Source organism: Micromonospora taraxaci, assembly GCF_007830095.1.
In the GTDB taxonomy this organism is placed as follows: domain Bacteria; phylum Actinomycetota; class Actinomycetes; order Mycobacteriales; family Micromonosporaceae; genus Micromonospora; species Micromonospora taraxaci.
Map to the genome: position 1 here is coordinate 513,540 of NZ_VIWZ01000001.1, position 24,423 is coordinate 537,962.

The following is a 24,423-nucleotide window of genomic DNA, read 5'->3' on the forward strand; positions in this document are numbered from 1 at the left end:
CCGCGGCGCTCAGCACCGCGGGCCCGGCCCGTGTCCCCGTCCCCGCTCGGCCAGGAGGAGTACGTGACAACCGCGAATCCGTCCCACGCCCGGCCTGGCGGTCCGGCTCAGGCGTGGCGGCTCTTCCGCCGCTGGCAGCGCAGCCGACCGTTCTGGGGTGGTCTGCTCACCGCCCTGGCCGGGCTGGAAATGTTCGCCTCCACCCGGATGACGGTCAACGGTCTGAGCTTCCACAGCGGGGCCAGCGGTCTGCTCTCGCTGTTGATCCCGGTCATCCTGGTGACCTGCGGCCTGCTGCTCTGGTTCACCCCGGCGCAGCGGCTGTTCTACTCCATCGTCGCCGCGGTGACCGCCGTCTACTCGCTGATCGGGCTCAACCTCGGCGGTTTCTTCGTCGGTCTGTTGCTCGGCATCGTCGGCAGTGCGCTCGCCTTCGCGTGGACGCCGGTCCAGCCGGCTGCGTCCGACCCGGCGCCGCCCGTGCCCGACGTCGACCACGTGTCGACCCACCCGACGCCGCCCGCACCCGACGTGCCGACTCACCCGGCGGCGTCCGCGTCCGACCCGGCCGACGCGTCGACCCAGGAGCAGCCGTCAGTCGGTCAGCCTGATCCGAAGGCCTTCGGTGTCGCCCTCGTGGCGCTCGGCCTCGCCGCTGCCGGCCTGGCCCTCCAGCCTGGAGCGGTGCAGGCCGCGCCGAACCGTCCCGGCACGACCACGTGCCCGACGCCGTCCCGGGCGGTCACGCCGTCGCCCAGCCGTACCACCGCGACGCCGACGCCCACGCCGAGCCCGACCCGGCGTGGCAACCTGATCACCGACATCCTGGACGGGATCGGTGACCTGCTCCCCGGCGGACGCGCCAAGGAGACCCCGACGCCGTCGGCGAGCCCGACCGTATCGCCGAGCGGCACACCCACCACGCCTCCCGGGCCGGTCACCTGCCCGCCGTCGCCCCCGGGCACCCCGGGCAGGCCGGCGACACCCGCCAAGCCGGACACTGTGCAGCCGGGGAAACCGCTGCCGCGCATCGCCGCCGACCCCAGCCTGCCGACGGTGGCGCAGACACCGTCCAAGCTCACCGGGTCGTCGGTGCGGATGACCGGCCTGCGGTTCGACGGGATCACCGACCTGCACACGGTCAAGGGCGACCTCAAGGTGCTGAAGTTCAGCATGCGGGAGGCGGTGACCGACGACTTCCTGCTCCGCGCCGACGGCCCGGCCGGGCGCAACCAGCTGTACGCGACCGACCGGCTGACCGTCAGCGGGGACGTCGCCTTCTACGCCACGCGGTTCGTCGGCCGGTTGCTCGGCATCAAGATCACGCTGACGCCGGACCTGCCGCTCCCGGATGGCCTGCCGATCACGTCGCCCATTCCGATCACGTTCACCGACCCGGTCATCGACCTGGCATACGTCACCAGCAACACGTTGACCGCCCGGCCGGCCTTGGCGCTCAGCCTCGGCTGAACGCGCGGCTGCGCACGGCGGCGGACTCGTCGTACCGCCGGCGCGCGCAGCCGCACCCCGATCAGAGCCGGGCCAGCGCCCGGCGCAGCGGGTCGAGACCCAGCGCACCCAGGTCCAACGCCTGCCGGTGGAACTCCCGCAGGTCGAAATCCGCGCCCTTGCGGGCCTTGGCGTCCTCGCGGGCCTGGAGCCAGATCCGCTCACCCACCTTGTACGACGGCGCCTGCCCCGGCCAGCCCAGGTAGCGGTTCAGCTCGAAGCGCAGGTTCTCGTCCGGCACCCGGCAGTGCGCCCGCATGAACTCCCAGCCCAGCTCGGGCGTCCACCGCTCACCGGGGTGGAAGCCGAACGGGTTGTCCTTCGGGATCTCCAGCTCCAGGTGCATGCCGATGTCGACGATCACCCGCGCCGCGCGCATCGCCTGGCCGTCGAGCATGCCCAACTTGTCGCCCGGGTCCTCCAGGTAACCCAGCTCGTCCATCAGCCGCTCCGAGTAGAGCGCCCAACCCTCGCCGTGCCCGGAGACCCAGCAGAGCAACCGCTGCCAGCGGTTGAGCAGGTCGGCCCGGACGGCGGTCTGCGCCACCTGAAGGTGGTGACCCGGCACGCCCTCGTGGTAGACGGTGGTCACCTCCCGCCAGGTGGAGAAGTCACTGATGCCCTGCGGCACCGCCCACCACATCCGGCCCGGACGGGAGAAGTCCTCACTCGGGCCGGTGTAGTAGATGGCGCCGTCGCTGGTCGGGGCGAGGCAGCACTCGATGCGGCGCACCTGCTCCGGAATGTCGAAGTGCGTGCCGTGCAACTCGGCGATGGCCTTGTCGGCCAGCTCCTGCATCCAGTCCCGGAACGCCTCCTTGCCGCGGATCGTCCGGTCCGGGTCGGCGTCCAGTTTGGCCACCGCCTCGTCGACGCTGGCACCGGAGCCGACGATGCGCCCGGCAACGGTCCGCATCTCCGCTTCCAGGCGGGCCAGCTCCGCGAAACCCCAGGCGTACGTCTCGTCCAGGTCGACCTTGGCACCGAGGAAGTACTGCGAGGCCAGCTCGTAGCGCTCCCGGCCGGCGGCCTGCTTGTCCCGCCCGTGCGGGGCGATCTCATTACGCAGGAACTGGCCGAACTCGGCGGTCGCCGCGGTCGCCGCCGCCGCGCCCCGACGCAGGTCCGCGCCGAGTGCGCCGTCCGCGCCCAGTCGCTCGACCAGCCCGTGGAAGAAGTTGTCCCCGGTCGGGTCCACCCAGATGTCGCACTGCTTGGCCACCTCGACCAACTGCACCTTCGAGCTGACCTCGCCGGCGGCGAGCGCCTCACGCAGCGTGGTCTTGTAGCCCTCCAGAGCGCCGGCGAAGCCGTTGAGCCGGGCGGCGATGTTGGCCTGTTCGTCGCTGGTCGCCGTCGGCATCAGGTCGAACACCATGCGGATCTCGTGCAGCCCGCTGGTGATGACGCTGACCTCGCTGGTCACCTCACCAGCGTCGTAGCGGGCCAGGTCCAGGCCGAGCCGTTCCTGCATGGCCTCCTTGGCGGTGCGTTCCAACTCGGTCGCCGGCTCGGTCACCTCCAACTCGGCGAGCGTCCGGCGGGTGAGGTCCGCGCGCGCCCGGTAACCCTCGGGCGAGAGGTCGTCGAGCTTGTCGTCATGGCCGGCGATGCCGACGAAGGTCGCGCCGGTAGGGCTCAGGGGGGCCCATTCGGCTACGTATCGGTTGGCGATTTCATCGATTCGTCCCACGCTGCGACCCTACGTGACCAACCCACCCCCGTGTCGATGACGATTGCCGTGTCCAAGCTGCGGGTTTCGCACGCTGAGACGTCCGAAAAGGGGTGCGAAACTGTCGTACGGTTAGGGCAGAGTGTCAGGGGTGACCACCGATACCACTCCTGACAAGGCGCCGCTGAGCGCCTGGCTGCCGGGCTTCCTCGCCCTCGCCGCGATCTGGGGCTCCAGCTTCCTCTTCATCAAGATCGGGGTGGCCGAGCTACACCCGGTCCAACTCACTCTCTACCGGGTCGTCGCCGGCGCGTTGACCCTGCTGGTCGTCCTCGCCGTGCTGCGCGACCGGCTGCCCCGCGAGCCCCGCGTCTGGGCGCACCTGGCAGTCGTGGCGGCGTTCGGTGTGGCAGTGCCGTTCACCCTGTTCGGCTACGGCGAGCAGCGGGTCGAGTCGATGCTGGCCGGCATCTGGAACGCCACCACGCCGCTGATCGTGCTGCCACTGGCGGTGCTGGTCTTCCGCACCGAGCGGCTGACCGTACGCCGTGCCGTCGGGCTCGGGCTGGGCTTCGTCGGAGTGCTGGTGGTGCTCGGGGTCTGGGAGGGCATCGGCGGGGCGCACTTCACCGGGCAGCTGATGTGCTTCGGCGCGGCCGCCTGCTACGGGGTCGCGATTCCGTATCAGAAGCGGTTCGTCGCCGGCAGTTCACACTCCGGCCTCTCGCTCTCTGCCGCGCAGCTGCTGCTCGCCGCCGGGCAGTTGGCCATCGTCACCCCGTTCGTCGCGGGCCTGCCGCCGCTGCCCACCGAGTTGTCGCTGGGAGTGGTGGCCAGCGTGGTGACCCTCGGCGCGCTCGGCACCGGGCTCGCCTTCGTGATCAACATGCGCAACATCCGGGTGGCGGGCGCGAGCACCGCCTCCACTGTCACCTACCTGATCCCGATCTTCGCGGTGCTGATCGGTGCCGTGGCGCTCGGCGAGCGACTCAACTGGCACCAACCGGTCGGCGCGCTCATCGTGCTGCTCGGGGTCGCGGTCTCGCAGGGCGTTCTCGGCCGCCGCCGGACCAGCCCGGTGGTCGGCGTCGGGGCTCCCGCCGCCCCCGCCGCCGAACCGGTCCGTTGATCGACCCGCGTTCATCGACGTCGGGGTGTCCGTCGGACCAGGACGCCCCGACTCTCCGAGGCCAGAGTCGATCAACTGTGGGTCCACGCCACCAGTTGCTCGGCTGACCAGGTGTTGACGACCCGGTCGGCGGGGACGCCGCAGAGCGCGGCCCGCTCGCAGCCGAACCGCTGCCAGTCGAGCTGGCCGGGTGCGTGCGCGTCCGTGTTGATGGCGAACCGGCAGCCGGCCTCCAGGGCGCGGCGGATCAGCCGCTTCGGCGGGTCCTGCCGTTCCGGCCGGGAGTTGATCTCCACGGCGGTGTCGTGTTCCGCGCAGGCGGCGAAGACCGCGTCCGGGTCGAAGTCGCTCTCCGCCCGGGTCCGGGCGCGGTGCCCCCGGTCACCGGGGCCGGTCACGCCGGCCGGGCGGGACGACACCATCCGGCCGGTGACGTGACCGAGGATGTCCAGGTGCGGGTTTGCTACCGCCGTCACCATCCGCCGGGTCATCTTCGACCGTTCGTCCTTCAGGCCGCTGTGCACCGACCCGACCACCACGTCCAGGCGCGCCAGCAGATCGTCGTCCTGGTCCAGCGAGCCGTCGGCGAGGATGTCCACCTCGATGCCGGTGAGGATGCGGAACCCCTCGGGCAGTGCCGCGTTGACCTGCGCCACGTAGTCGAGCTGCCGGCGCAGCCGCTCCGCGGTCAGGCCCCGGGCCACCGTCAGTCGGGGCGAGTGGTCGGTCAACACCACGTACTCGTGACCCAACTCCACAGCGGCCAACGCCATCTCCTCGATCGGAGAACCGCCGTCGGACCAGTCCGAGTGGGTGTGGCAGTCGCCCCGTAGGGCGGCGCGGAGCGCCGTCGCCTCGGCGTCCAGGTCGCTGCCCTCGGTAGCCACCAACCGGCGCAGGTAGACCGGCTCCTCACCGCCCAGCGACTCCGCCACGCAGCGGGCAGTCACGTCACCGACCCCGGCCAACTCGGTGAGCGTGCCGTTGCCGGCCCGGGCGGCCACCTCGGCTGCCGGCAAACCGGCCAACGCCTTCGCCGCCGACCGGAACGCGCGGACCCGGTAGGTGGCCTCGTTCGCCCGTTCCAACAGGAACGCGATCCGGCGCAGGTCGGCGATCGGATCTCTCGCGCCGGCCATGTCAGGGAGCCTTCGGGCAGCCGTGTTCGCGCTGCCACGCGGTGACCTCGGCAGCCGGTTCCCGATTGCCGCCGCGCCGCCAGGAATCCAGGTAACGCGCCGGCCAGAGCACCCCGCGCCGGATCCACCAGCCGTCCTTGCCGGTGCACGGCGGCGAGATGCCGAAGTGCACATGGCACACGTTGTTGGCGTTGCCGGTGCGACCGACCTTGCCGAGCTGCTGCCCGGCACGGACCCGCGTCCCGGCGTCGATGCCGCTCGTCACGACGCTCAGGTGCGAGCCGTAGTAGCGGACCCCGTCGTCGCCGAGCAGGGAGACCGACAGGCCACCGTTCTCCGGACCCTGCGGCCCACGCTTGGTGTACCTGTCGACCCGACTCACCTCGAGCACCGTCCCGTCGGTCACCGCGACGAACGGCTCACCGCAGTCGGCGAAGAGGTCCGTGGCCGGGTACGCCCCGTGCGTCGGGTGGTAGTCGACGTTGTCGGCGCGTACCGGGAAGACATGCCGTAGCCCGGCGCGCGGTGCCGCCGTCGACGGCCGGGCCGACGACGGCGTCGGGGTCGGTGTCGGGCGGTTGGCCGTCGGTGACGGCGCCGCCGGCTGCTCGGCGGTCGCCCAGACCGCCGGCGGCGTCGGCGCGGCACCGTCGGCGGGCACCCCCGGCCGGGTGGTCGCGCAGCCGGCGGCCAGCACCGGGGCGAGCAGCAGCAGGATCGGGTACGCCGGACGCACGCGGCGGTCGATCGTCGGCGACGGCATCCGGTCATCCTGGCAGAGCCGGTACCGTGGGCACGAGCGACGCGCGTGAGGGGAGGGCAGCGACGGTGACCATCGCCCGACCCGATCCCGGCCCGGATCCCGGTGCCGTCGTCCGTCCGGTGGCGCGTACCCCCTCTGGTCTCTTTCCCGCCGGGCCCCCGCACCGCCCCACCTACCGCGAACCGCACCCGGTCACCGGTGGCGGCGTCGCCGCCGGCGGAGGCGCGGCGGCCGGCTGGTTGCTGCTTTTCGGCCTGCTCGGCACCGACGTGGCCAGCTACGCGTGGTGGACCGTGGTGGCCGGTCTGTTGGCGTGGGTGACCGCCCTGGTGCTGGTCCGACACGGCGACCGGGGGGTCGCCACCGGAGTCGCCATCGTCACCGCGGGGGGCTGGAGCATCGCCGCCGCCGTGCTGGCGGTCCGCTGGGTCACCAGCGGTGACTGGCCGTTGTGGTGACCGTTTCCGACCGTCCCCGTGAACAGCCCGAAACGGCTCGGTAACAGGGTCGACGACTGCGTGGTGTGCCCGGTTGGCTGCGTAGCGAACGCCGTCTTGACGTGGCCGCCGAGACTCGGCACGCTCGGCACTATGGCCTGGACCACCCCGCGACAGGACCCCGATCGCAGCCGCCGTCGCCTTCAGTTGTTGGCCGAGTTGGCGGGTGCCCGCGCGGTCCGTCAGCGCAGCCGACCGCAGCGGCAGCGCACCGAACGTCTGCGCCAGCTCATCGCCACCCGCCGTCGGGTCGCCGGCTGATCCGACTTTGACAGGAATGACCGGCCCTTCGGGGCGTTGACCGGTCGCCTGCCGACCTGACCGGCTAACGTGCACGCGTAACGAGTCGGCGCTGTGCCGAGGGGCTATTGGGGGGACCGTGTCGTACTTCGCTGCGGCCGTGGTGCGCGACGACAGTGGCTGGACCGCCGCCGAGGTCAGCCTGCGTGGCGCCACCGACATCGACGAGGTCGCCGACCGGCTGCGGGACGTCGACCAGGAGGCCGACGTGTCGCTGCTGTTCGTCGAGGCAGATGACGCGTATCTGGTTGTCCTTCGCCTCGACGAGGGCGAGGACCTGCGGGTGTTCGGTTCGGATTCCGCGTACGCCGAGGAATCCCAGCTTGGTGCGCTGCTGGTCGGTGACCTGAAGACCTCGGTCACCGGGCTCGACGGCGACGAGGAGCCACGCCCGGCGGCCACCGGTGACGACGAGAGCGAGCAGCCCGTCGTCGACCCGGAGGCCGACCCGGTCGGTGAGGCCGACCTACTGGCCAACCTGGGCATCTCCGCGCAGAAGCTGCTGACCCTGTGCTCGCACGAGGGGATGATGCCGGCGGACGTCACCGCCGAGATCTGCCAGGTCCTCGGCTGCGCGGACGAGGTCGAGGAGCTGCGTGAGGTCTGAGCCGGCCGACGCCACAGATCCTTCGCTGGAGTCGATCCGGCCGGGGCAATCCACCCCCGGTGCCGTGGGGCGGGCCGGGCCCGGCGCCCACGAGGGCCTCGCCGACCTGGGTGAGGTCGGGCGCCGGCAGCGGCACGAGCTGTGGATGCGCCGCGCGCTGGAGGTCGCCGTCACCAGCCCCGCCGGCCCCGCCGCTGGCAGCACCGACGTGGACGACGTGCCGGTCGGAGCGGTGCTCTACGGGCCGGACGGCAGCGAGCTGGCCGTCGGACGCAACGAGCGGGAGCTGACCGGCGACCCCACCGCCCACGCCGAGGTGCTGGCCCTACGGCGGGGTGCCGAGCGGACCGGCCGGTGGCGGCTGGACGGCTGCACCCTCGTCGTCACCCTCGAACCGTGCACCATGTGCGCGGGCGCCCTGGTGCTGGCCCGGGTCTCCACAGTCGTCTTCGGCGCGTGGGAGCCGAAGACCGGCGCGGCCGGGTCACTGTGGGACGTCCTGCGCGACCGTCGACTCAACCACCGCCCCGAGGTCTACGGCGGGGTGCTGGAGGCCGAGACCTCCGCTGTGCTGCGCGCCTTCTTCCGCTGAGCACGCCTTGGTCAGGCCGGCGGAAGGGTGACAGTGACGATCAGGCCGCCGGCCGGTCGGGGCTGCGCCTCGGCGGTGCCGCCGTGGGCCCGGGCCACCGCGCGGACGATGGACAGCCCCAACCCGAAGCCACGCGTACCGGCGACCCGTTCCCGGGACAGCCGACGGAACGGTTGAAACATCGTCTCGACGTCGTAGCCGGGGATGACCGGGCCGGTGTTGGTCACCGTGAGGGTGGGCCGCCCGTCGACCAGCCCGGTGCGCACCTCCACCCATCCGCCGGCGGGCAGGTTGTGGCGCAACGCGTTCTCCACCAGGTTGAACGTGAGTCGCTCCAACAGCACCGGGTCGCCGCTGGTCGGCGCCGACTCCAGGGTCCGCCGCACCGTCACGTCGGGTGACTGCTTCCCGGCCTGGTCGGTCAGGTGCGCGCAGACCTCCGCCAGGTCGACCGGCGTACGCTCGGTCAGCTCGTTCTCCGAGTCGGCCAGTGTCAACAGGCCGTCGATCAGCCGCTCGTGCCGCTCGTTGACCGCCAGTAACGACTCGCCCAGCCGCCGGGTCTCGGCCGACGCGTCCGGGCGGGTGATGGCCAGCTCCACGAGGGCGCGGTTGAGCGCCAGCGGGGTACGCAGCTCGTGCGAGGCGTTCGCCACGAACCGGCGCTGCCCGTCGAAGGAGCGGTCCAGCCGTTCCAGCATCTCGTCGAACGTGTCGGCGAGTTCCCGTACCTCGTCGGGAGGGCCGGTGAGCGCGATCCGCTCGTGCAGACCACGGCCGGCGGTGTCCGCACCGGCGATCCGGCGGGCTGTGCCGGTGATCTGGAGCAGGGGTTGAAGGGCCCGACCGGCGAGCAGCCAGCCGAACGCGATCGCTACCGTCGACACCACGATCAACGCGATGCCGCCCTGGGTGAGCAGCGACTCCAACGCGTTGCGCTTCGCCTCGTCCTGCACCTCCTGCAACAGGGCGCGCAGGTTGTCGACGTTCTGCCCGCTGGGCGTCGTGGGGGAGGTCTTCGGCAGGTCGCTCAGTTTCACCCCGAACGGCTGCGGCATCCGCTGATCCACCAGCACGTACGTGACGGCGAGCAGGACCACGCCGGCCAACAGGAAGAGCCCGCCGTAGATGAGGGTGAGCCGGGCGCGGATCGTGAGGCGTTTCATCGGATCTGGTACCCCGCCCCGGGGACCGTCTCGATCACCGGCGGGTCGCCGAGTTTGCGGCGCAGCTTCATGACTGTCACCCGGACCACGTTGGTGAACGGGTCGATGTGCTCGTCCCAGGCGCGTTCCAGCAGGTCCTCGGCGGAGACCACAGCACCGTCGGCGCGCAGCAGCTCGGCCAGCACCGCGAACTCCTTGCGGGACAACGCCACGTGCCGGTCGTCCCGGCGTACCTCGTGTCGGGCCGGATCGAGCTGGATGCCGGCGCGACGCAGCGTCGGCGGCGCCGCCGGGCGGGACCGGCGGGTCAGCGCGTGCACCCGGGCCGACAGCTCGACCAGGGCGAACGGCTTGGTCAGGTAGTCGTCGGCACCGAGCGCCAACCCCGCCACCCGTTCCCGGACCGCCGCCGACGCGGTCAACATCAGCACCCGCGTCTGCCCGCCCGCGTCCACGATCGCCCGGCACACGTCGTCGCCGTGCACCACCGGAAGGTCCCGGTCCAGGACCACCACTGCGTACTCGTTGACGCCGAGCCGCTCCAACGCGGCGTCCCCGTCGTACGCCACGTCGACAGCGAACGACTCCCGACGCAGCCACTCGGCGATGGCGTCCGCCAGCACGTTCTCGTCCTCGACCACCAGCACTCTCACCCCTCAATGGTGCTCGGGGTGCGGTAACGGCGGCGTAACCGCCGACGGTTACGCCGGAGATACGGCCCCTGCCGTGCACTGGTGGCACGTTCGGCGATCCGCGCCGGACCTGAGCGGAAGCGGACACCATGCGACGACAGATGCTCGTGATCCCCGTCCTGCTCGCCCTGGCGCTTGCTGGATGCGGCGCGGGAGGCGACGACGGCGGCGGGGTTGCGACCGCCGGAGGTGCGAAGGTCAGCGCCACGACGAGCGGCACGCCGGTCAGTGACTCGGAGCGGCAACTCGCCTTTGCCAGGTGCATGAGGGAGAACGGGGTGGACATGCCCGACCCGGAGCCGGGTGGCCGTCCGGGCTTCCGGTTCGGTGCGGACGTGGATCAGCAGAAGGTCCAGGCCGCCATGGAGAAGTGCCAGGACAAGCTGCCCAACGGCGGGCAGGGACCGCAGCTCAACCCCGAGCAGGCCGAGCAGATGCGGGCCATGGCCAAGTGCATGCGGGAGAACGGGGTGCCGGACTTCCCGGACCCGGACGCCGACGGGCGGGTTCGGATCGGGACCGGGGACAAGGCGATCAACATCGGCGATCCGGCCATGAAAGCCGCCATGGAGAAGTGCAGGCAGCACGCACCGCAGTTCGGGGGTGGCCGGTGACCGGCACCATCCGACGTCCGTGGCTGCGGGCCGCCGTCACCGGGGGCATCGTTCTGCTGGTCGCCGCCGTGAGCGTGATCGCCGCGGTGGGCTTCGGCGGCGGCGACGCCGGTGGCGACCACGCCCAGGCTGGCACCACGGCACCGGCCACCGCCGCTGTGACCCGGCAGACCCTCGCCGACTCCGAAACCGCCGACGGTCAGCTGGGATACGGCACGCCACGCACCGCCACGGCGAAGCTCAGCGGCACCGTCACCGCGTTGGCGGCGACCGGGTCGACGGTGCGGCGGGGCAAGGCGCTCTATCTGGTCGACAACGAGGAGGTGGTGCTCCTCTACGGCGGGCTGCCCGCGTACCGGACTCTCGCCCCCGGGATGGAGGGCGCCGACGTCGCGCAGTTCGAGCGGAACCTCAATGCGCTGGGCTACACCGGTTTCACTGTCGACGACGAGTACACCGGCAGCACCGCCGACGCCGTCCGGGACTGGCAGGAGGACCTCGGTCTGGCCGAGACCGGTCGGGTCGAGCCGGGGCGGGTCGTGTACGCCGACCGGGAGGTCCGGGTGGAGAGCCACCAGGCCGACGTCGGCGATCTCACCCAGCCCGGCCAGGCGGTGCTCACCTACAGCGGCACCGACCGCGTGGTCACCGTCGAGCTGGACGTGGACGACCAGCGACTGGCCAAGCGGAACGCGAAGGTCGCCGTGAGGCTGCCGGACGGCCGGGCGGTGGACGGCACCATCAGCACTGTCGAGACGGTCGTCCAGCCGGGCGCAGCCGGCGCCAACGGGCAGTCCGGCGACGCCGAGACGAAGATCGAGGTGACAGTCGCGGTGACCGATCCGAAGGCCCTCACCGGCTTCGACCAGGCCAGCGCCGACGTCACGTTCACCGTCTCGGAGCGCCGCGACGTGCTCACCGTGCCGGTGGCGGCGCTGTTGGCGCTCGCGGAGGGCGGTTACGGCGTCCAGGTCGCCGAGGGTGACGCCAGCCGGATCCTCGCGGTGACGACCGGGCTGTTCGCCGACGGTCGGGTGGAGGTCAACGGCGCGGGCGTCACCGAGGGCATGACGGTGGTGGTGCCGGCGTGACCAGCGAGGTGATCGTGCTCGACCGGGTCAGCAGGAGGTACGCCGGTGGCGTCGTCGCACTGGACGACGTGTCCCTGCGGGTCGGCCACGGCGAGTTGGTGGCGATCGTCGGCCCGTCCGGATCGGGCAAGTCGACAATGCTGCACCTGATCGGCACCCTGGACCGCCCGTCGTCGGGCAGCGTGCACGTCGACGGGTACGACGCGGCGAAGCTGAGCGACCGGGAGCTGTCGGCGCTGCGGGCCACCCGGATCGGCTTCGTCTTCCAGCAGTTCCACCTGGCTCCCGGTGTCCCGGTAGTGGACAACGTGGCCGACGGGTTGCTCTACTCCGGCGTACCCCGGAGAAGGCGGCGCGAACGCGCGGAGGCCGCGCTGGTCCGGGTTGGCCTGGGCCACCGGTTGGGGCACCGTCCGCACGAGCTGTCCGGCGGTGAACGGCAGCGGGTGGCCGTGGCCCGCGCGGTGGTCGGCGAGCCGGCGGTGCTGCTCGCCGACGAGCCGACGGGCAACCTCGACTCCAGCTCCGGCGCGGGGGTGTTGGAGCTGCTGCACGACCTGCACCGGGCCGGCACCACCGTTGTGGTGATCACCCATGACCGGGAGATCGCCGAAAGTCTGCCTCGGCAGGTACGGATGCGCGACGGCGCGGTGCGGCACGACTCGGCCTTCACGCCGGGCGGGGTCGGCTGATGGCCACGCTGAACCAGGCCCGGCTCACCCCGGCCCGGATGGGACCGGCGGACATCCTGCGCGTCGGCGGTGTGGGCCTGCGGACCCGTCCGCTGCGGGCGTTCCTCTCCGCGCTGGGCATCGCGATCGGCATCGCCGCGATGATCGCGGTCGTCGGCATCTCCTCGTCGTCGCGGGCCGAACTGGACCGCGCGCTCGACGCGCTCGGCACCAACCTCCTCACCGTCGAGCCGGGTAACACCCTGTTCGGCGCGGACGCGCAACTGCCCGAGGAGTCGATCGCGATGATCGGGCGGATCGGCCCGGTCACCGACGTGTCTGCCACCGGGCAGGTCTCCGACGCCAAGGTCTACCGCTCGGACCGGATTCCGGCGGCGGAGACCGGTGGCATCGCCACCCGGGCGGCCCGGCTGGACCTGCTCGCCACCGTCGGGGCCGAGCTGGCAACCGGCACCTGGCTCAACGAGGCGACAGCACGCTATCCGGCGGTCGTGCTCGGTGCCACCGCGGCGCAGCGGCTCGGCATCACCACCGCGGACCCGCAGGTGCAGGTGTGGCTCGGTGGGCGGCCGTTCACTGTTGTCGGCACCCTCGCCGCGGCACCACTCGCCCCGGAACTGGACACCTCGGCACTGATCGGCTGGACGGCGGCGACGGAGTATCTGGGCTTCGACGGCCACCCGACCACCGTCTACACCCGAGCACAGGAGTCGCAGGTCGAGGCCGTCCGGTCGGTGCTCGGCGCGACCACCAACCCGGAGGCGCCGAACGAGGTCGAAGTCTCCCGGCCCTCGGACGCGCTGGCCGCCGCCCAGGCGACCGACGACGCGTTCACCGGCCTTCTGCTGGGCCTGGGCGCTGTCGCACTGCTGGTCGGCGGGGTCGGCGTGGCGAACACGATGGTGATCTCGGTGCTGGAACGGCGGGCCGAGATCGGCCTGCGCCGGTCACTCGGAGCAACCCGGGGTCAGGTACGCACCCAGTTCCTCGCCGAGTCGCTGCTGCTCTCCGCGCTCGGTGGGACCGGTGGGGTGTTGCTGGGGATCCTGGTCACCTCGGGATACGCCCTGTCCCAGGGTTGGCCGACCGTGGTGCCGGCCTGGGCGACGCTCGGCGGCGTCGGCGCGACACTGGTCATCGGCGGCCTCGCGGGCCTCTACCCGGCGGTGCGCGCCGCCCGCCTCGCGCCGACCGAGGCGCTGGCCGCGGTCTGACTTTCCCCGGCCGGTGGTGAAGAGCGTGATGACTGTGCCTGACAGTCATCACGCTCTTCGCGGTGCTGCTACCCGAACATGTCAGGCGATGATCGTGTCGAGGGCGATCTCGACCATCTGGCTGAAGGTCTGCTCGCGCTCCTCCGAGGTGGTCTTCTCGCCGGTCTTGATGTGGTCGCTGACGGTCAGCACTGTCAGCGCGCGGGCCTTGAACCGGGCGGCGATCGTGTAGAGCGCCGCCGACTCCATCTCCACCGCCAGCACGCCGTAGTCGGCGAGGGTGTCGTAGAGGTCCGGCCGGTCGGTGTAGAAGGCGTCCGCCGCCAGGATCGGTCCGACGTGCATGCTGATGCCGCGCCGCTCGGCCACCTCGACCGAGGTACGCAGCAGCCCGAAGTCCGCCACCGGGGCGTAGTCGATCAGCCCGTCGAAGCGCATCCGGTTCATGTTCGAGTCGGTCGACGACCCGATCGCGGCCACCACGTCCCGCAGTTGCAGGTCAGTGCTGAGGGCGCCGCAGGAGCCGACCCGAATCAGCGTCTTCACGCCGTACTCGTTGATCAGTTCGTGGGCGTAGATGGAGGCCGACGGCATGCCCATGCCGGAGCCCTGGACGGAAACCTCGACGCCGTTCCAGCGGCCGGTGAAACCCAGCATGCCCCGAACCGTCGAGTAGCAGGTGGCGCCCTCGAGGTAGGTCTCCGCGATCCACTTGGCCCGCAGGGGGTCGCCCGGCATCAGGACCCGCTCGGCGATCTCGCCCGGCTTCGCGCCGATGTGCGTACTCATGGCAAAGATCCTGCCAGGCCGGCCGGGGCGATACCGGTTCGGCGTCCGAACCAGCGGTCCTGTACCCTCGTCGGCGGTGGCGTGTCCGAGCGGCCTAAGGAGCACGCCTCGAAAGCGTGTGAGGGTTAACGCCCTCCGAGGGTTCAAATCCCTCCGCCACCGCTCTGTAGTGCAGAAACGCCCGGTTGATCCGCGAGGATCGGCCGGGCGTTTCTCGGTTCAGAGCTGCTGCTCGCCGCCGTCTACGAAGATCTCGCCGCCGGTCATGAAGCTGCTCTGGTCGGAGGCGAGGAAGAGCGCGGCGTTGGCGATCTCGTCCGGGTGGGCCATCCGGCCCATGGGTACGCCCGATGCGATGGCCTGGAGCAACCCGGGGGCCTCCGCGGGGCTGGGCGCGAGGCCGGCGAGCCCTGGGGTTTCGGTCGAGCCGGGGATCAGCGTGTTGACCCGGATCTTCCGGCCCATCAGCTCGGCGGCCCAGGTGCGCCCGAACGAGCGGATGGCCGCCTTGGACGCGGCGTAGACGCTGAACGCTGGGGTGCCGTTGCTGGCGGCGGTCGAGCCGGTGAGCACGATCGAGGCGCCCTCGTTGAGCAGGGGCAGGGCCTTCTGGACGGTGAAGATGGTGCCGTAGATGTTGGTGTCGAACGTGTTCGCCACGTGCTCGACGGTGATCGAGTCGAGCGAACGGAACTCGCCGCCGCCGGCGTTGGCGAACACCACGTCCAGGCCCGCGCCCCGGTCCTGGATGGCCCGCATGATCCGGTCCAGGTCGTCGAGGTTGCTGACGTCGCTGGCGATGCCTGTGACGTTGGCGCCGATGCTGGTCACCGCCTCGTCCAGCGGTCCCTTGCGGCGGCCGGTCACGAAGACGTATGCGCCTTCGGCGGCGAAGCGGCGGGCGGCGGCCAGGCCGATGCCGGTGGTGCCGCCGGTGACGAGAGCGGTCTTGCCGTCGAGCTGTCCCACGATGGATTTCCTCCACAATTTTTGTACCGAGCGGTACTGATCCGACCGTAGCAACCCCCGGCCTGGTCGGCAAATTTCTGTACCGATCGGTTTTGAAAGCGGGTAGGATGCACCGAGGGAGGTGGTGGGTCGTGCCGCAGCGAGGACGACCACGGGGCTTCGACGTCGACGAGGCGCTGGAGCGCGCGATGGAGGTGTTCTGGCGTCAGGGGTACGAGGGCGCCTCGATGAGCGACCTCACCGAGGCGATGGGGATCAACAAGCCCAGCCTCTACGCCGCCTATGGCGGTAAGGAGGAGTTGTTCCGCAAGGTCGTGGCGCGCTACGCCGCACAGGACATGGCGTACGCGCGGGACGCTTTCGCCCAACCGACCGCGTACGAGGTTGTCGCCACCCTGCTGCGCGAGAACGTGCTCGCCGTGACGCGGCCGGACCGGCCAGCCGGTTGCCTGTCGATCCAGGGCGGCACCGCCTGCGCCACCCCGAACGCGCCCATCGCCGGGTTCCTCGCCGCCAGCCGTCTGGCCGGCGAAAGGGCCCTCGCCGATCGCCTCGCCCGCGCCGTCGACGAGGGTGACCTACCCGCTGACGCCGACCCGGTAGCGCTCGCCCGCTTCGTCATGATCGTCACCGAGGGGCACGCGATCCACGCCGCGGCCGGAGTTGCTCGTGAGGACCTTCAGCAGGCTGCGGAGATCGCCCTCGCGGGTTTCGCCGCCGCGTCGGGAGCGCGCGTGCCGGAGCAGGCCACCGGCACGGTCTGAGCGCTCACCGACCGATCAGCGCCGCCGCGCCGTCGAGCAGCCGTTGCAGACCGAATTCGAAGAGGCTCTCGACGTTGAGATCGACCGGCGACCGGGTGAGCCGGGACAGATGTGGAAACTCGCCTGCCGCGAAGAGACCGCTCAGCACGTCCGCCTGAGCTGTCATCCACTCGTCGTCGGTCAGGCCGGTGTCCTGTTCCGCCTCGGCCTCCCGCTCCAGGTTCACCGCGGTGCCGCGAACGTGATTGGCCAGCGCGGCCACCAGGTGAAGCTGAGTGTGCTGGTCCAGGCCGTGCCCGGCGAGGGCGCGTAGCGCCGATTCGGTGTGCGCGACAGCGTGCGGTGCCATCAACGGGCGGGTCAGCGAGATGACCTGGGCCAGCCAGGGGTGCCGCCGGTAGATCGACCACTGAAGCCGACAGAGCGTCTCCAGTTGGGCTCGCCACCCGGGCGGGAGCGTGTGCGGCAGTCGATGGGCGGCGAAGGCCGCGTCCGCCATCAGCAGCAAGAGCTGCTCCTTGCCCCGGACCTGCCGGTAGAGCGACATGGTGGGGACGTCCAGCTCGGTCGCGATTCGTCGCATGCTCAGCGCCGGTAGCCCTTCGGCGTCGGCGATCCCCATGGCGGCCCGCACCACCTGGTCGCGGCTCAACCCCTGCATGGGTACGCGCCGAACGTCGGACCGTGCGCCCCGACCGGGGGTGGCCGGCTCCGCGCCGGTCACCACCATGCCCACGCCCGGCACCGCCCGGACCAGGCTCTCCTGCCGTAGGGCGGTGAGGGCGCGGCTGGCGGTCGCCATGGCGACGCCCCACTCCCGGACGATCTGCCGGGTTGACGGGACCCGGTCGCCGGGGCTCAACTCGCCCTCCGTGATGCGCCGCCGTAACTCGGCGACGATGCGCAGGTAGGGGGGAGTGAGGTCGTCCATCTCCGTCACCGGACCTCCGCTGCTCGGGAGGTGACCGTAGCGCACTAGAGCACTGGCTGCCGCCCTGCCGATCCTCGTGCGTCTCTCTGGCTGGCGTACTAGTGCCCTCTGGCCGCTCGGCTGCCGAGTCGACATGCTCGGCGCAGCCCGGTGCGTACGCCGTACCGGCCTCGACGGAGGGGCAGACCATGACCAGCATCCCGTACCCCCGATGGGTCTTCGCACTGGGCGCTGTCGCGCTCCTCGCGCCGACGATGGTCGCCGGCCCGGCCACGGCCGACGACGACCGCCGGAGCGCGGCCGTCGTCCGGACCGACCAGGGCGCTGTGCGGGGCGGCGTCGCGGCGGATCACCTGTCGTTTCAGGGCATCCCGTACGCGCGTCCGCCGCTGGGCCCGCTGCGCTGGGCCCCACCGCAGCCCGGTCCGACATGGACGGGGGTACGTGACGCGACTCGACCGGGTGCGGCCTGCGCGCAACTGCAGGGGTTGCCGATGGACTCACCCTCGGAGTCCGAGGACTGCCTCTACCTGAACGTCACCACCCCCCGCTCCACCGCACGGACGCCTCGTCCCGTCATGGTGTGGTTGCACGGCGGGGACTTCCGGTTCGGAAGCGGAGACGGGTACGGCGGCCAGCGGCTGGCGGTCGGCGGTGACGTCATCGTCGTCACGCTGAACTACCGGCTCGGCGCGCTCGGTTTCCTGGCGCATCCGGCGCTTGCCGGCGCGGACGGGATCACCGGCAACTTCGCGTTGCAGGACCAGCAGGCCGCGCTGCGCTGGGTGCGGCGCAACGCGGCGGCCTTCGGCGGTGACCCGGGCAACGTCACAGTGTTCGGCCAGTCCGCAGGGGCGACCAGCGTCTGCGCGCAGCTCGCCGCACCGGCAGCCGCGGGCCTGTTCCACCGCGCGATCATGCAGAGCAACTCGTGCGCGAACCCGGTCCAGACTCGGGCCGACGCGGTCGGGGCCGCCGAGGAGTTCGCCCGGCGGGTCGGCTGCACCGCCCCGGCTGCGGTCGCCGCCTGCCTGCGCGCGGCTGATCCCGCCCGGCTCGTCGAGACGGCCGGCTATCCGGGCGCGGGGATGGACCTCGGCCCGGTCGTCGACGGCCGCACGCTGCCGATGGACCCGGCGTACGCGCTGACGACCGGCAGGCTGCACCCGGTGCCGGTGTTGACCGGGATGAACCGGCACGAGTCCCGGCTCGTGGTGTGGGGGATGGAACGCAGTGGGCTCAACTGCCCGGAGCCGCCGAAGCCGGACCAGGAGCCCGAGTCGTGCCCGCTCACCGACGAGCAGTACCGCGACCAGGTCCGCGCCATGTTCGGTGACCGGGCCGAGGAGGTGCTGGCCCACTACCCGCGCGACGCCGCGCAGCCTGCCAGCGCGACGTTGGGCGCGGTGCTGACCGATCACGACTACGCCGAGCCGGTCTACTCCGCGGCGATGGCGTTCGCTCGGCGGGTGCCGACGTTCGCGTACGAGTTCGCCGACGAGGACGCCCCGTTCTTCACCGAGGGGCCCGAACCGACCTTTCCCGCCGGCGCGTACCACTGCGCGGAGTTGCCGTACCTGTTCGCTGTCGACTACGCCGAGACGCTGACGCCGACGCAGCGGCGGCTCTCCGACACCATGGTCCGGACCTGGACCGACTTCGCCCGGACAGGCCGGGCGGGCTGGCCTCGGCTGGGCGGCGGCTCTTCCTACGTGCGGGTGCTGGCCGGTGGCGGTGGGTCGGGAACGAACGATTTCGCGGCGGCCCACAAGTACGGCTTCTGGCGGTCCTTCGACCGCTGACCTGACCGGCGGTTCAGCATGGGCCCGCACCCTCGTCGAAGAGGCGGCGGGCCCAGTCCGCGTACCCTGCGATGGTCTTTCGGACCGTGCGCCCGTCGTGCAGGAACAGGTACGCGCGGTCGCCGCTGCGGGCGAGCAGCCCGTCGAGGCGGTGCGTCCCGTGTGGAGCGTCGAGCCGGGTGACCAGCGGGTAGCGCGCCCAGACCTGGTCGACGGGTGAGCCCGCGGTGATGCCCTCGGGTGTCCGCATTGGATCACCGACCCAGAGCAGCACCAGTCTGTCCTCCATGAAGACCGGGCTGACCGTGTCGTGGCCGACGAGCATAGGCCCGCAGGAATCCAGGCTGGTACGCAGGATGCCGCGTCGGGTCAGCTCGTCCTCGGTGTCGCCGAACTCGACGTTGCGCAGGCCGTTCAGGTCGATGATCTCCACGCTGCCGGCGGGCCGGCCGTCCGGGATCGACCCGGTTGGCGGTACGCCGCTGCCTGCGATCGAGGCAGCCGTCATCAGCATGGCAATAAACGCAAATTGTCGCAATTTCATGGAATCCCCCAGTCCCCAACGGAACGGGAGCGTTCAGGTTGCTGGCGGCAGCCGGATTACTGGTTCTCCCACTGTTCGACCAGCTCGTCCCAGTAGTCGGCGCTGAGTCGACGTCGCCCGTGCGCCAGCCAACCCTCGGTGTTGCGCTCCAGGTGCAACCCCAGTTCGGCGAACGGGTCGATCCAATCGCCGGGCTCGACGCCGAGGCGGGCGAGCGCGCCGTTGATCGGCCACTGTTCGCGCGACGTGTCCAACTCGTCGTCGAAGTGTGGCCCCCAGGTCAGCGTCCCACCCAGCCACACCGCCGCCGACTGGTAGCCGGCGCCACCGACGAACTCCGCCTCCAGGTAGGCCACCGGCCCCGCCTCCGACCAGCGGATCAGCGACTCGACGAGCGCGGGCGACAACACCAGGCCGAACGGGTGCTCGGCGCTGCGGTCGTCCGTCGCGAAATCCGGCAGCGACCCGGTCAGCTCCACCACCAACTGCGGGGTGACCGGCAGCAGCCCGAAATCCTGGCGCAGCTCGCCGAGGACCGCGTGATCCAGCTCGGCGGTCTGCTCGCGGAGTAGTTCGACGTCCGCGACCACCGCGCTGAGCTGGTATGCCATCGAATCCCTCCGCCGTCCACAGCCTGTGGATAGAACATGTGTACGACGGATTCCGGGCCGACCGGCGTCGATCCCCGGACCGTACCCGCCCGGCGGCGGCAGGTTTCCCGCCGGGACCCGTTGTACGGTCCTGGTCATGGCTGACCAGTTGATCGTCCCCGGCATGCCGTCCCCGCTCGTGCCGTCGCCCGAAGAGCTCTGGCGGGTGGACGAGGGGGCCGGTGCCGTGACGGTGTCGGCGCAGCCACGCACCGACATCTTCATCGACCCGAGTGGCGGCGCGGGCCAGGATGCCCCGGAGCCCGTCCTCAACGCGGCGACGCTGCTCGGTGACCTGCCGCCGGAGGGGGACTTCCAGTTCAGTGCCCGCGTCTCCGTGGCCTTCGCCGCGACCTTCGACGCCGGGGTGCTCCTGATCTGGCGGGACGAGCGGTGCTGGGGCAAGTTGTGCTTCGAGTTCTCACCCGAGGCCGAGCCGATGATCGTGTCGGTCATCTGCCGGGGTGTCGCCGACGACGCGAACGCCTTCGTCGTGGCCGACCGGTCGGTCTGGCTGCGGGTCTCACGAATCGGCCGGGTCTACGCCTACCACGCCTCGCTCGACGGCAGGACCTGGCAGTTGATCCGCGTGTTCAGCTTCGACGGCGACACGGCCCGCGACCGGATCGGCTTCGCCGGTCAGTCGCCGACCGGCGAGGGGTGCGACGTGACCTTCGACAACATCAACTTCCGGCCCGAACGTCTGGCGGACCTCCGCGACGGCTCCTGAGGTCCGGGTCGCTGTCCACAGCCTGTGGATAGAACATGTGTACGACGGCGGTGGGGTCGTCGGTGTCAGTCGACAACTGGTGTCGAGCGCCCGTTCTTCACGGTGTACGCGCCCGCAGGGAGCACGCCACGGTTCGTGGGAGTCAGCGTCAGCGAGACGACGCCGCCGGGCAGCACGCGCCCGCTCCCCTCAGAGGCGAATGTCGCAGGCGTCGTCCCCTCGGGAAACAGGCGTTTTCCGGTGCCGACCACGACGGGGTACTGGAGCAGCCGGTAGAGGTCGACGAGCCCGGCCTGGTGCAACTCCTGCACGAGTTTCCAACTGCCGTGGACCTGGAGCTCCTTGCCGGGGAGCCCCTTGAGCCGGCGCACATCGTCGACGATGCCAGTGCGGAGGACAGTGGTCGGGCTCCAGTCGGCCTCCCCGTCAGTCAGCGTCCTGCTGACGACGTACTTCGGCAGCGTGTTCAGCTTGGCGGCGATCAGGTTGCCGGGTGCGGTGACCTTGGGCCAGTACCCGCCGAGCAGGCCGTAGCTCGTGCGGCCGAAGAGGAAGGCGTCCGCCTCCCGGAACCAGCCCTCGACGACCTCGTTGGTGTGCGCTGATGCGTGCGGGACGAGCCAGCCGCCGCGGTCGAAGCCGCCCGAGCGGTCCTCGTCGGGGGCTCCCGGTCCTTGCATGACCCCGTCGAGGCTGACGAAGACGTTGACGCTGAGCAGCACAGTTCTCCTCCGGATTCCGGTTCGGGGCAGCCGCCGGGGCGGCCGGAGAACGGACGTTAGCTGCCTGGCGACGGGTCGGTCTTGTACAGGAACGACATCGACGCGCCGTCGACCGTTCGCAGCCCTCGCGCGGTGCGCCCGACGTAGCGCCGCAGAGAGCGGGCCAGGTGAGCCTGGTCGAAGTACCCCAGCGTCTCGACGGCTGTGCTCCAACCGAGCCCGTCGCGCAGCATCGTGGCCGCCGCGTTCACGCGGTCGATCTGCGTCACGGCGGTGCGCGAGAGCCCGGTGATCGCGCGGTACTGCCGCTGAAGCGTTCGACTGGACGGCTGGTCCCCGGGGTGCCCGGCGAAGCGCTCCAGGCCTGACCGCACCAGCAGACCCGCGTCCCGCAGGCGCCCGACGAACTGCTCGACGTTCTCGTACGTCGGCGCCTCCCAGGCCTCGCCGCCGATGACTATCCGGCCCGAGTCCGTCACCGGGAAGGGCACGTACCCGTCGACGATCGAGGCTGCGGGATGCGGCCGAAGAACGGTGCCGAGCGTGAGCCGGATGCCGAAGAACTCGGCGTCCGGCGGGACCGGCGCCGTGGTCGCCCTGGTCTCCGGCCCGCGCAGGCTGACAAGTAGCTGCCCCTGCATCCGCGTGAAGATCAGTTGGCAGCACGTGCGCGCCGCCGATGTCATCGTGTCTTCCGCGTCGCTGCGGGTACGCCACACACGGTCGGCGATGTCCGCGTGTGTCTCGGTGTCACGATGCTCGAATCGCAAGCGCAAGGCCCCTCCACTGCTTTCCAGCGGGCGTTGACTCCTCGAAGGGCGGGTCCTGGTCAGACCCGCGGACCGAGTCGGGTGACGAACGCGCGCCACGCCGTCGGCGTGAAGGTGAGCGCCGGGCCGGCCGGGTCCTTGGAATCGCGTACGCCGACGACGCCGGACAGGTTGTCGGCGACCTCGACGCATGCGCCGCCATTTCCGCTGCTGCGGGTGCTCTTGCGCCATCGGGCACCGTTCAGCTCCATGACTCCGCCACCTCCAAGATGAGATCGACCGACTGCCGGTGAGACAGCGCCTCCCCGCGCACGTTCTCCCATGCCGCCATCATGGCGGCGATGTCGTCGGGGTCGCTAGCGACTTGTCCCTGGAGTTGGTTGTCCAGGTAAGCGGCGATCCTCCGGCGTCTCACCTGGACTGTCGTGAAGGCCGCTCGTGTTAATCTCCCATCGCTGAGCATGATCACCTTGAGCGACCGAGGGGACACATGATGGCCGAGGTTCCCAACACGGCAGGGCTGCTTGACCCGGATGGCGCGATGGACCGGCTCGCGGAGTGGAAAGGTCGCCTCGACCAGTTGGCGACCGCCACCGACGCGATGAGTGACCGCATCCAGGCCCTACGGGTGACCGCTGCCGACGGCAACGGGCTGGTGGAGGTCACCGTCGACTCGGTGGGCGCGTTGGTCGACCTGCAACTGGGTCAGCGGATCCAGCGGGTCGCACCGGACGTCGTCGCCAGGACGATCATGAACACGATCGGTGTGGCCAAGCGGCAGTTGGCCGACCGGGCGCAGGAGATCATCGGCGAAACCCTGGGCACCGATTCACCGGCCGCTCGTGCGATCGCCGAACGTGTCGGGCAGCAACTGCGCGCCGCCGATTCCGCCGTGGACGGGGCGGACGACCAGCACGGGCGGTGAGCAGATATCGACGGACCAGCGACGACGTGATCCGCTGGCCGGACAGCCCGGACGCTCGGGCCGCACTTGAGGAGTGGCTCGCCGCGTCGCCCGACACCGCGTACCTCTCTGGTGATTTTCTCGATTTTCGCGGGGCGGACCTCAGCCGACTCGACCTGGCCGGCGCCTATCTCGCCAACTCCCGCCTGGTCGACGTCCGGTTCGAGGGGGCCAACCTCGCCGACGCCAACCTGGCCAATGCCGAGTTGGAGGGCGCGGATCTCACCTCCGCCGACCTGGCGAAGGCGACGGTGGTCGGCTGCTCGGCCGGTCGGGCGCGGTTCCCCTCGGCTCGGCTGTTCTCCGCGCAACTCGACCACGCCGTGCTGGCCGGGGCGGATCTCCGCCGTTCGGTCCTCAACTCCGCCACGCTCTACCAGACCGACCTGCGCGACGCCGACCTCGAACTGGCCAGCATGCGCTGGTGCACGCTGGGCAGTACGAGCATGCCGGTGGTGTTGAGCGGCGCGCGGATGTTCGGCTGCCAACTCGACGGCGCGAAGGGTGCCGTCGTCGGCCCGGTCCTCGTCGACGAGGGGGCGTCGCGGTCGCTGGGTGGCGTCGCGCTCGCGGCGTGGTTCTCCGGGCAGGGTGCGGAAGACGTCCAGGTGGTCGGCTGACGCCCGCGCAGACGACTCAGGGCCGGTCCCCGTGGGGCCGGCCCTGTCGTTGGTGCTGCTCACGCGAGCGGAGGATACGAGATTCGAACTCGTGAGGGTGTAAACCCAACACGCTTTCCAAGCGTGCGCCCTAGGCCTCTAGGCGAATCCTCCGCGAGCCAGGATACAGGCCCCCGTCGGGCGGGCCACCCCACCACCCCCTGAAGATCGACGGGCGGTCGGGTAGGCTTGGCGGCACCTCCCGTGCGGCGGTATCTCGTGAACCTCCCCAGGGCCGGAAGGCAGCAAGGATAAGCGAGCTCTGCCGGGTGCACGGGAGGCCTTTTTGTCTCCGGGGCCCTGCTCCGGGGCCTTGATCCACACCAGGTCGGCGAGGTGGGGCTGTCCCGGGCAGTCGATACCGCCAGATCGGCGATGTGGAGTCGATCAACCCACGGCAACGCGCGGCAACCCACGGCAACGCGGCGGCAGGGCGCGGCAGCCTCGGCCAT

The 24,423-nt window shown here is 71.1% G+C and carries 28 protein-coding genes, 2 tRNA genes, 1 other RNA gene and 1 pseudogene; 17 read left to right on the forward strand and 15 right to left on the reverse strand.

What is annotated here, in order from left to right:
- Positions 1 to 63 precede the first annotated feature (63 nt).
- A complete protein-coding gene (locus FHU34_RS02490) occupies positions 64 to 1,470 on the forward strand; it encodes a DUF6114 domain-containing protein (RefSeq protein WP_145778504.1) in 1,407 nt (468 codons plus the stop codon).
- A 61-nt stretch (positions 1,471 to 1,531) separates the two neighbouring features.
- Here the strand turns inward: FHU34_RS02490 and FHU34_RS02495 are convergent, their stop codons facing one another.
- Positions 1,532 to 3,202 carry a DUF885 domain-containing protein gene (locus FHU34_RS02495; RefSeq protein WP_145778505.1) on the reverse strand — a complete coding sequence of 557 codons (1,671 nt, stop codon included), beginning with the start codon at positions 3,200 to 3,202 and terminating at the stop codon, positions 1,532 to 1,534.
- A 130-nt stretch (positions 3,203 to 3,332) separates the two neighbouring features.
- Between FHU34_RS02495 and FHU34_RS02500 the strand changes: the two are divergent.
- Positions 3,333 to 4,493, forward strand: a pseudogene (locus tag FHU34_RS02500) (DMT family transporter); the annotation flags it as partial.
- On the opposite strand, the gene FHU34_RS02505 reads toward FHU34_RS02500, so the two are convergent.
- Together FHU34_RS02505 and FHU34_RS02510 are read right to left on the reverse strand one after the other, a co-directional pair.
- On the reverse strand, positions 4,382 to 5,449 hold the full coding sequence (locus tag FHU34_RS02505) for a PHP domain-containing protein (protein WP_145778507.1): 1,068 nt from the start codon (positions 5,447 to 5,449) through the stop codon (positions 4,382 to 4,384). The pseudogene FHU34_RS02500 and the gene FHU34_RS02505 sit on opposite strands and share 112 nt — an antisense overlap.
- A gap of 1 nt (position 5,450) precedes the next feature.
- Positions 5,451 to 6,212 carry a M23 family metallopeptidase gene (locus tag FHU34_RS02510; RefSeq protein ID WP_145778508.1) on the reverse strand — a complete coding sequence of 254 codons (762 nt, stop codon included), beginning with the start codon at positions 6,210 to 6,212 and terminating at the stop codon, positions 5,451 to 5,453.
- A 65-nt stretch (positions 6,213 to 6,277) separates the two neighbouring features.
- Between FHU34_RS02510 and FHU34_RS02515 the strand changes: the two genes are divergently transcribed.
- From FHU34_RS02515 to FHU34_RS02525, 4 genes are all read left to right on the forward strand, one after another.
- Positions 6,278 to 6,670: a hypothetical protein gene (locus FHU34_RS02515; RefSeq protein WP_425280509.1), complete on the forward strand. Its 393-nt coding sequence runs from the start codon at positions 6,278 to 6,280 to the stop codon at positions 6,668 to 6,670.
- Positions 6,671 to 6,802: 132 nt separating this feature from the next.
- Positions 6,803 to 6,970: a hypothetical protein gene (locus FHU34_RS32810; protein ID WP_167454701.1), complete on the forward strand. Its 168-nt coding sequence runs from the start codon at positions 6,803 to 6,805 to the stop codon at positions 6,968 to 6,970.
- Positions 6,971 to 7,088: 118 nt separating this feature from the next.
- Positions 7,089 to 7,616 (forward strand): tRNA adenosine deaminase-associated protein, encoded by a 528-nt coding sequence (locus tag FHU34_RS02520; RefSeq protein ID WP_145778509.1) that lies wholly within the window; start codon positions 7,089 to 7,091, stop codon positions 7,614 to 7,616.
- A gap of 145 nt (positions 7,617 to 7,761) precedes the next feature.
- The gene (locus tag FHU34_RS02525) at positions 7,762 to 8,208 is read left to right on the forward strand and encodes a nucleoside deaminase (protein ID WP_145785409.1); all 447 of its coding nucleotides are present in this window, start codon (positions 7,762 to 7,764) and stop codon (positions 8,206 to 8,208) included.
- Positions 8,209 to 8,219: 11 nt separating this feature from the next.
- On the opposite strand, the gene FHU34_RS02530 is transcribed toward FHU34_RS02525, so the two are convergent.
- On the reverse strand, positions 8,220 to 9,374 hold the full coding sequence (locus FHU34_RS02530) for a sensor histidine kinase (protein WP_145778510.1): 1,155 nt from the start codon (positions 9,372 to 9,374) through the stop codon (positions 8,220 to 8,222).
- A complete protein-coding gene (locus FHU34_RS02535; RefSeq protein WP_208744910.1) occupies positions 9,371 to 10,027 on the reverse strand; it encodes a response regulator transcription factor in 657 nt (218 codons plus the stop codon). Before FHU34_RS02535 ends, FHU34_RS02530 begins: the two co-directional genes overlap by 4 nt.
- Before the next feature lie 140 nt (positions 10,028 to 10,167).
- Here FHU34_RS02535 and FHU34_RS02540 point away from each other — a divergent pair, with 140 nt between their 5' ends.
- Genes FHU34_RS02540 through FHU34_RS02555 form a run of 4 tightly spaced genes read left to right on the forward strand, consistent with a single transcriptional unit; the run spans position 10,168 to position 13,677 of the window.
- Complete coding sequence (locus FHU34_RS02540) at positions 10,168 to 10,680, forward strand: hypothetical protein (RefSeq protein WP_244311525.1); 513 nt, start codon at positions 10,168 to 10,170, stop codon at positions 10,678 to 10,680.
- Positions 10,677 to 11,771 carry a peptidoglycan-binding protein gene (locus tag FHU34_RS02545; RefSeq protein ID WP_145778512.1) on the forward strand — a complete coding sequence of 365 codons (1,095 nt, stop codon included), beginning with the start codon at positions 10,677 to 10,679 and terminating at the stop codon, positions 11,769 to 11,771. Before FHU34_RS02540 ends, FHU34_RS02545 begins: the two co-directional genes overlap by 4 nt.
- An 8-nt stretch (positions 11,772 to 11,779) precedes the next feature.
- Positions 11,780 to 12,463 carry an ABC transporter ATP-binding protein gene (locus tag FHU34_RS02550; protein WP_208745113.1) on the forward strand — a complete coding sequence of 228 codons (684 nt, stop codon included), beginning with the start codon at positions 11,780 to 11,782 and terminating at the stop codon, positions 12,461 to 12,463.
- Positions 12,463 to 13,677 (forward strand): ABC transporter permease, encoded by a 1,215-nt coding sequence (locus tag FHU34_RS02555; protein WP_425280510.1) that lies wholly within the window; start codon positions 12,463 to 12,465, stop codon positions 13,675 to 13,677. The genes FHU34_RS02550 and FHU34_RS02555 overlap by 1 nt, the downstream gene beginning before the upstream one ends.
- An 81-nt stretch (positions 13,678 to 13,758) precedes the next feature.
- Here the strand turns inward: FHU34_RS02555 and deoD are convergent, their stop codons facing one another.
- Complete coding sequence (gene deoD / locus FHU34_RS02560) at positions 13,759 to 14,466, reverse strand: purine-nucleoside phosphorylase (protein WP_030328147.1); 708 nt, start codon at positions 14,464 to 14,466, stop codon at positions 13,759 to 13,761.
- Positions 14,467 to 14,541: 75 nt separating this feature from the next.
- On the opposite strand from deoD, the gene FHU34_RS02565 reads away from it, so the two are divergent.
- Positions 14,542 to 14,628 (forward strand) — tRNA-Ser (locus FHU34_RS02565).
- Between the two features lie 57 nt (positions 14,629 to 14,685).
- Here FHU34_RS02565 and FHU34_RS02570 read toward each other — a convergent pair.
- Positions 14,686 to 15,435, reverse strand: a complete 750-nt coding sequence (locus FHU34_RS02570) for an SDR family oxidoreductase (RefSeq protein WP_145778514.1) — start codon at positions 15,433 to 15,435, stop codon at positions 14,686 to 14,688.
- Positions 15,436 to 15,566: 131 nt separating this feature from the next.
- Between FHU34_RS02570 and FHU34_RS02575 the strand changes: the two genes are divergently transcribed.
- The gene (locus FHU34_RS02575) at positions 15,567 to 16,199 is read left to right on the forward strand and encodes a TetR/AcrR family transcriptional regulator (protein ID WP_208744911.1); all 633 of its coding nucleotides are present in this window, start codon (positions 15,567 to 15,569) and stop codon (positions 16,197 to 16,199) included.
- Positions 16,200 to 16,203: 4 nt separating this feature from the next.
- Here the strand turns inward: FHU34_RS02575 and FHU34_RS02580 are convergent, their stop codons facing one another.
- Entirely contained in the window at positions 16,204 to 17,130 is a 927-nt protein-coding gene (locus tag FHU34_RS02580) for a TetR/AcrR family transcriptional regulator C-terminal domain-containing protein (RefSeq protein ID WP_167524926.1), read from the reverse strand.
- 188 nt (positions 17,131 to 17,318) lie between these two features.
- Here FHU34_RS02580 and FHU34_RS02585 point away from each other — a divergent pair, with 188 nt between their 5' ends.
- Complete coding sequence (locus FHU34_RS02585) at positions 17,319 to 18,932, forward strand: carboxylesterase/lipase family protein (RefSeq protein WP_145778517.1); 1,614 nt, start codon at positions 17,319 to 17,321, stop codon at positions 18,930 to 18,932.
- 13 nt (positions 18,933 to 18,945) lie between these two features.
- Here FHU34_RS02585 and FHU34_RS02590 read toward each other — a convergent pair whose 3' ends face one another.
- Together FHU34_RS02590 and FHU34_RS02595 are read right to left on the reverse strand one after the other, a co-directional pair.
- On the reverse strand, positions 18,946 to 19,440 hold the full coding sequence (locus FHU34_RS02590; RefSeq protein WP_208744912.1) for a hypothetical protein: 495 nt from the start codon (positions 19,438 to 19,440) through the stop codon (positions 18,946 to 18,948).
- Between the two features lie 92 nt (positions 19,441 to 19,532).
- Positions 19,533 to 20,087, reverse strand: a complete 555-nt coding sequence (locus FHU34_RS02595; RefSeq protein WP_145778519.1) for a hypothetical protein — start codon at positions 20,085 to 20,087, stop codon at positions 19,533 to 19,535.
- Positions 20,088 to 20,223: 136 nt separating this feature from the next.
- Between FHU34_RS02595 and FHU34_RS02600 the strand changes: the two genes are divergently transcribed.
- A complete protein-coding gene (locus tag FHU34_RS02600; protein ID WP_145778520.1) occupies positions 20,224 to 20,856 on the forward strand; it encodes a DUF1349 domain-containing protein in 633 nt (210 codons plus the stop codon).
- A 65-nt stretch (positions 20,857 to 20,921) separates the two neighbouring features.
- Here FHU34_RS02600 and FHU34_RS02605 read toward each other — a convergent pair whose 3' ends face one another.
- The 4 genes from FHU34_RS02605 to FHU34_RS33525 are packed head-to-tail and all read right to left on the reverse strand — an operon-like array spanning position 20,922 to position 22,811.
- A complete protein-coding gene (locus tag FHU34_RS02605) occupies positions 20,922 to 21,578 on the reverse strand; it encodes a dihydrofolate reductase family protein (RefSeq protein ID WP_145778521.1) in 657 nt (218 codons plus the stop codon).
- 56 nt (positions 21,579 to 21,634) lie between these two features.
- Positions 21,635 to 22,348 carry a helix-turn-helix domain-containing protein gene (locus FHU34_RS02610; protein WP_244311526.1) on the reverse strand — a complete coding sequence of 238 codons (714 nt, stop codon included), beginning with the start codon at positions 22,346 to 22,348 and terminating at the stop codon, positions 21,635 to 21,637.
- 59 nt (positions 22,349 to 22,407) lie between these two features.
- Entirely contained in the window at positions 22,408 to 22,599 is a 192-nt protein-coding gene (locus FHU34_RS02615) for a DUF397 domain-containing protein (RefSeq protein WP_145778522.1), read from the reverse strand.
- Positions 22,590 to 22,811 (reverse strand): Scr1 family TA system antitoxin-like transcriptional regulator, encoded by a 222-nt coding sequence (locus tag FHU34_RS33525; protein ID WP_280116504.1) that lies wholly within the window; start codon positions 22,809 to 22,811, stop codon positions 22,590 to 22,592. The genes FHU34_RS02615 and FHU34_RS33525 overlap by 10 nt, the downstream gene beginning before the upstream one ends.
- A gap of 30 nt (positions 22,812 to 22,841) precedes the next feature.
- Here FHU34_RS33525 and FHU34_RS02625 point away from each other — a divergent pair, with 30 nt between their 5' ends.
- Both FHU34_RS02625 and FHU34_RS02630 read left to right on the forward strand, forming a co-directional pair.
- Complete coding sequence (locus tag FHU34_RS02625) at positions 22,842 to 23,273, forward strand: YbaB/EbfC family nucleoid-associated protein (protein ID WP_145778523.1); 432 nt, start codon at positions 22,842 to 22,844, stop codon at positions 23,271 to 23,273.
- Positions 23,270 to 23,932: a pentapeptide repeat-containing protein gene (locus tag FHU34_RS02630; RefSeq protein WP_145778524.1), complete on the forward strand. Its 663-nt coding sequence runs from the start codon at positions 23,270 to 23,272 to the stop codon at positions 23,930 to 23,932. Before FHU34_RS02625 ends, FHU34_RS02630 begins: the two co-directional genes overlap by 4 nt.
- 68 nt (positions 23,933 to 24,000) lie before the next feature.
- Here FHU34_RS02630 and FHU34_RS02635 read toward each other — a convergent pair.
- Positions 24,001 to 24,085: transfer RNA gene (locus tag FHU34_RS02635), tRNA-Ser, on the reverse strand.
- 82 nt (positions 24,086 to 24,167) lie between these two features.
- Between FHU34_RS02635 and ffs the strand changes: the two genes are divergently transcribed.
- Positions 24,168 to 24,257: signal recognition particle sRNA small type (gene ffs, locus FHU34_RS02640), an RNA gene on the forward strand.
- Positions 24,258 to 24,423: the final 166 nt, after the last annotated feature.

Coding starts and splice junctions, on each gene's coding strand:
- FHU34_RS02505 (WP_145778507.1), bottom strand. CDS start 5,449: ATGGCCGGCGCGAGAGATCCGATCGCCGACCTGCGCCGGATCGCGTTC.
- FHU34_RS02510 (WP_145778508.1), bottom strand. CDS start 6,212: ATGCCGTCGCCGACGATCGACCGCCGCGTGCGTCCGGCGTACCCGATC.
- FHU34_RS32810 (WP_167454701.1), top strand. CDS start 6,803: ATGGCCTGGACCACCCCGCGACAGGACCCCGATCGCAGCCGCCGTCGC.
- FHU34_RS02525 (WP_145785409.1), top strand. CDS start 7,762: ATGCGCCGCGCGCTGGAGGTCGCCGTCACCAGCCCCGCCGGCCCCGCC.
- FHU34_RS02530 (WP_145778510.1), bottom strand. CDS start 9,374: ATGAAACGCCTCACGATCCGCGCCCGGCTCACCCTCATCTACGGCGGG.
- FHU34_RS02540 (WP_244311525.1), top strand. CDS start 10,168: ATGCTCGTGATCCCCGTCCTGCTCGCCCTGGCGCTTGCTGGATGCGGC.
- FHU34_RS02555 (WP_425280510.1), top strand. CDS start 12,463: ATGGCCACGCTGAACCAGGCCCGGCTCACCCCGGCCCGGATGGGACCG.
- deoD (WP_030328147.1), bottom strand. CDS start 14,466: ATGAGTACGCACATCGGCGCGAAGCCGGGCGAGATCGCCGAGCGGGTC.
- FHU34_RS02580 (WP_167524926.1), bottom strand. CDS start 17,130: ATGGACGACCTCACTCCCCCCTACCTGCGCATCGTCGCCGAGTTACGG.
- FHU34_RS02585 (WP_145778517.1), top strand. CDS start 17,319: ATGACCAGCATCCCGTACCCCCGATGGGTCTTCGCACTGGGCGCTGTC.
- FHU34_RS02590 (WP_208744912.1), bottom strand. CDS start 19,440: ATGACGGCTGCCTCGATCGCAGGCAGCGGCGTACCGCCAACCGGGTCG.
- FHU34_RS02595 (WP_145778519.1), bottom strand. CDS start 20,087: ATGGCATACCAGCTCAGCGCGGTGGTCGCGGACGTCGAACTACTCCGC.
- FHU34_RS02600 (WP_145778520.1), top strand. CDS start 20,224: ATGGCTGACCAGTTGATCGTCCCCGGCATGCCGTCCCCGCTCGTGCCG.
- FHU34_RS02615 (WP_145778522.1), bottom strand. CDS start 22,599: ATGGAGCTGAACGGTGCCCGATGGCGCAAGAGCACCCGCAGCAGCGGA.
- FHU34_RS33525 (WP_280116504.1), bottom strand. CDS start 22,811: ATGCTCAGCGATGGGAGATTAACACGAGCGGCCTTCACGACAGTCCAG.
- FHU34_RS02625 (WP_145778523.1), top strand. CDS start 22,842: ATGGCCGAGGTTCCCAACACGGCAGGGCTGCTTGACCCGGATGGCGCG.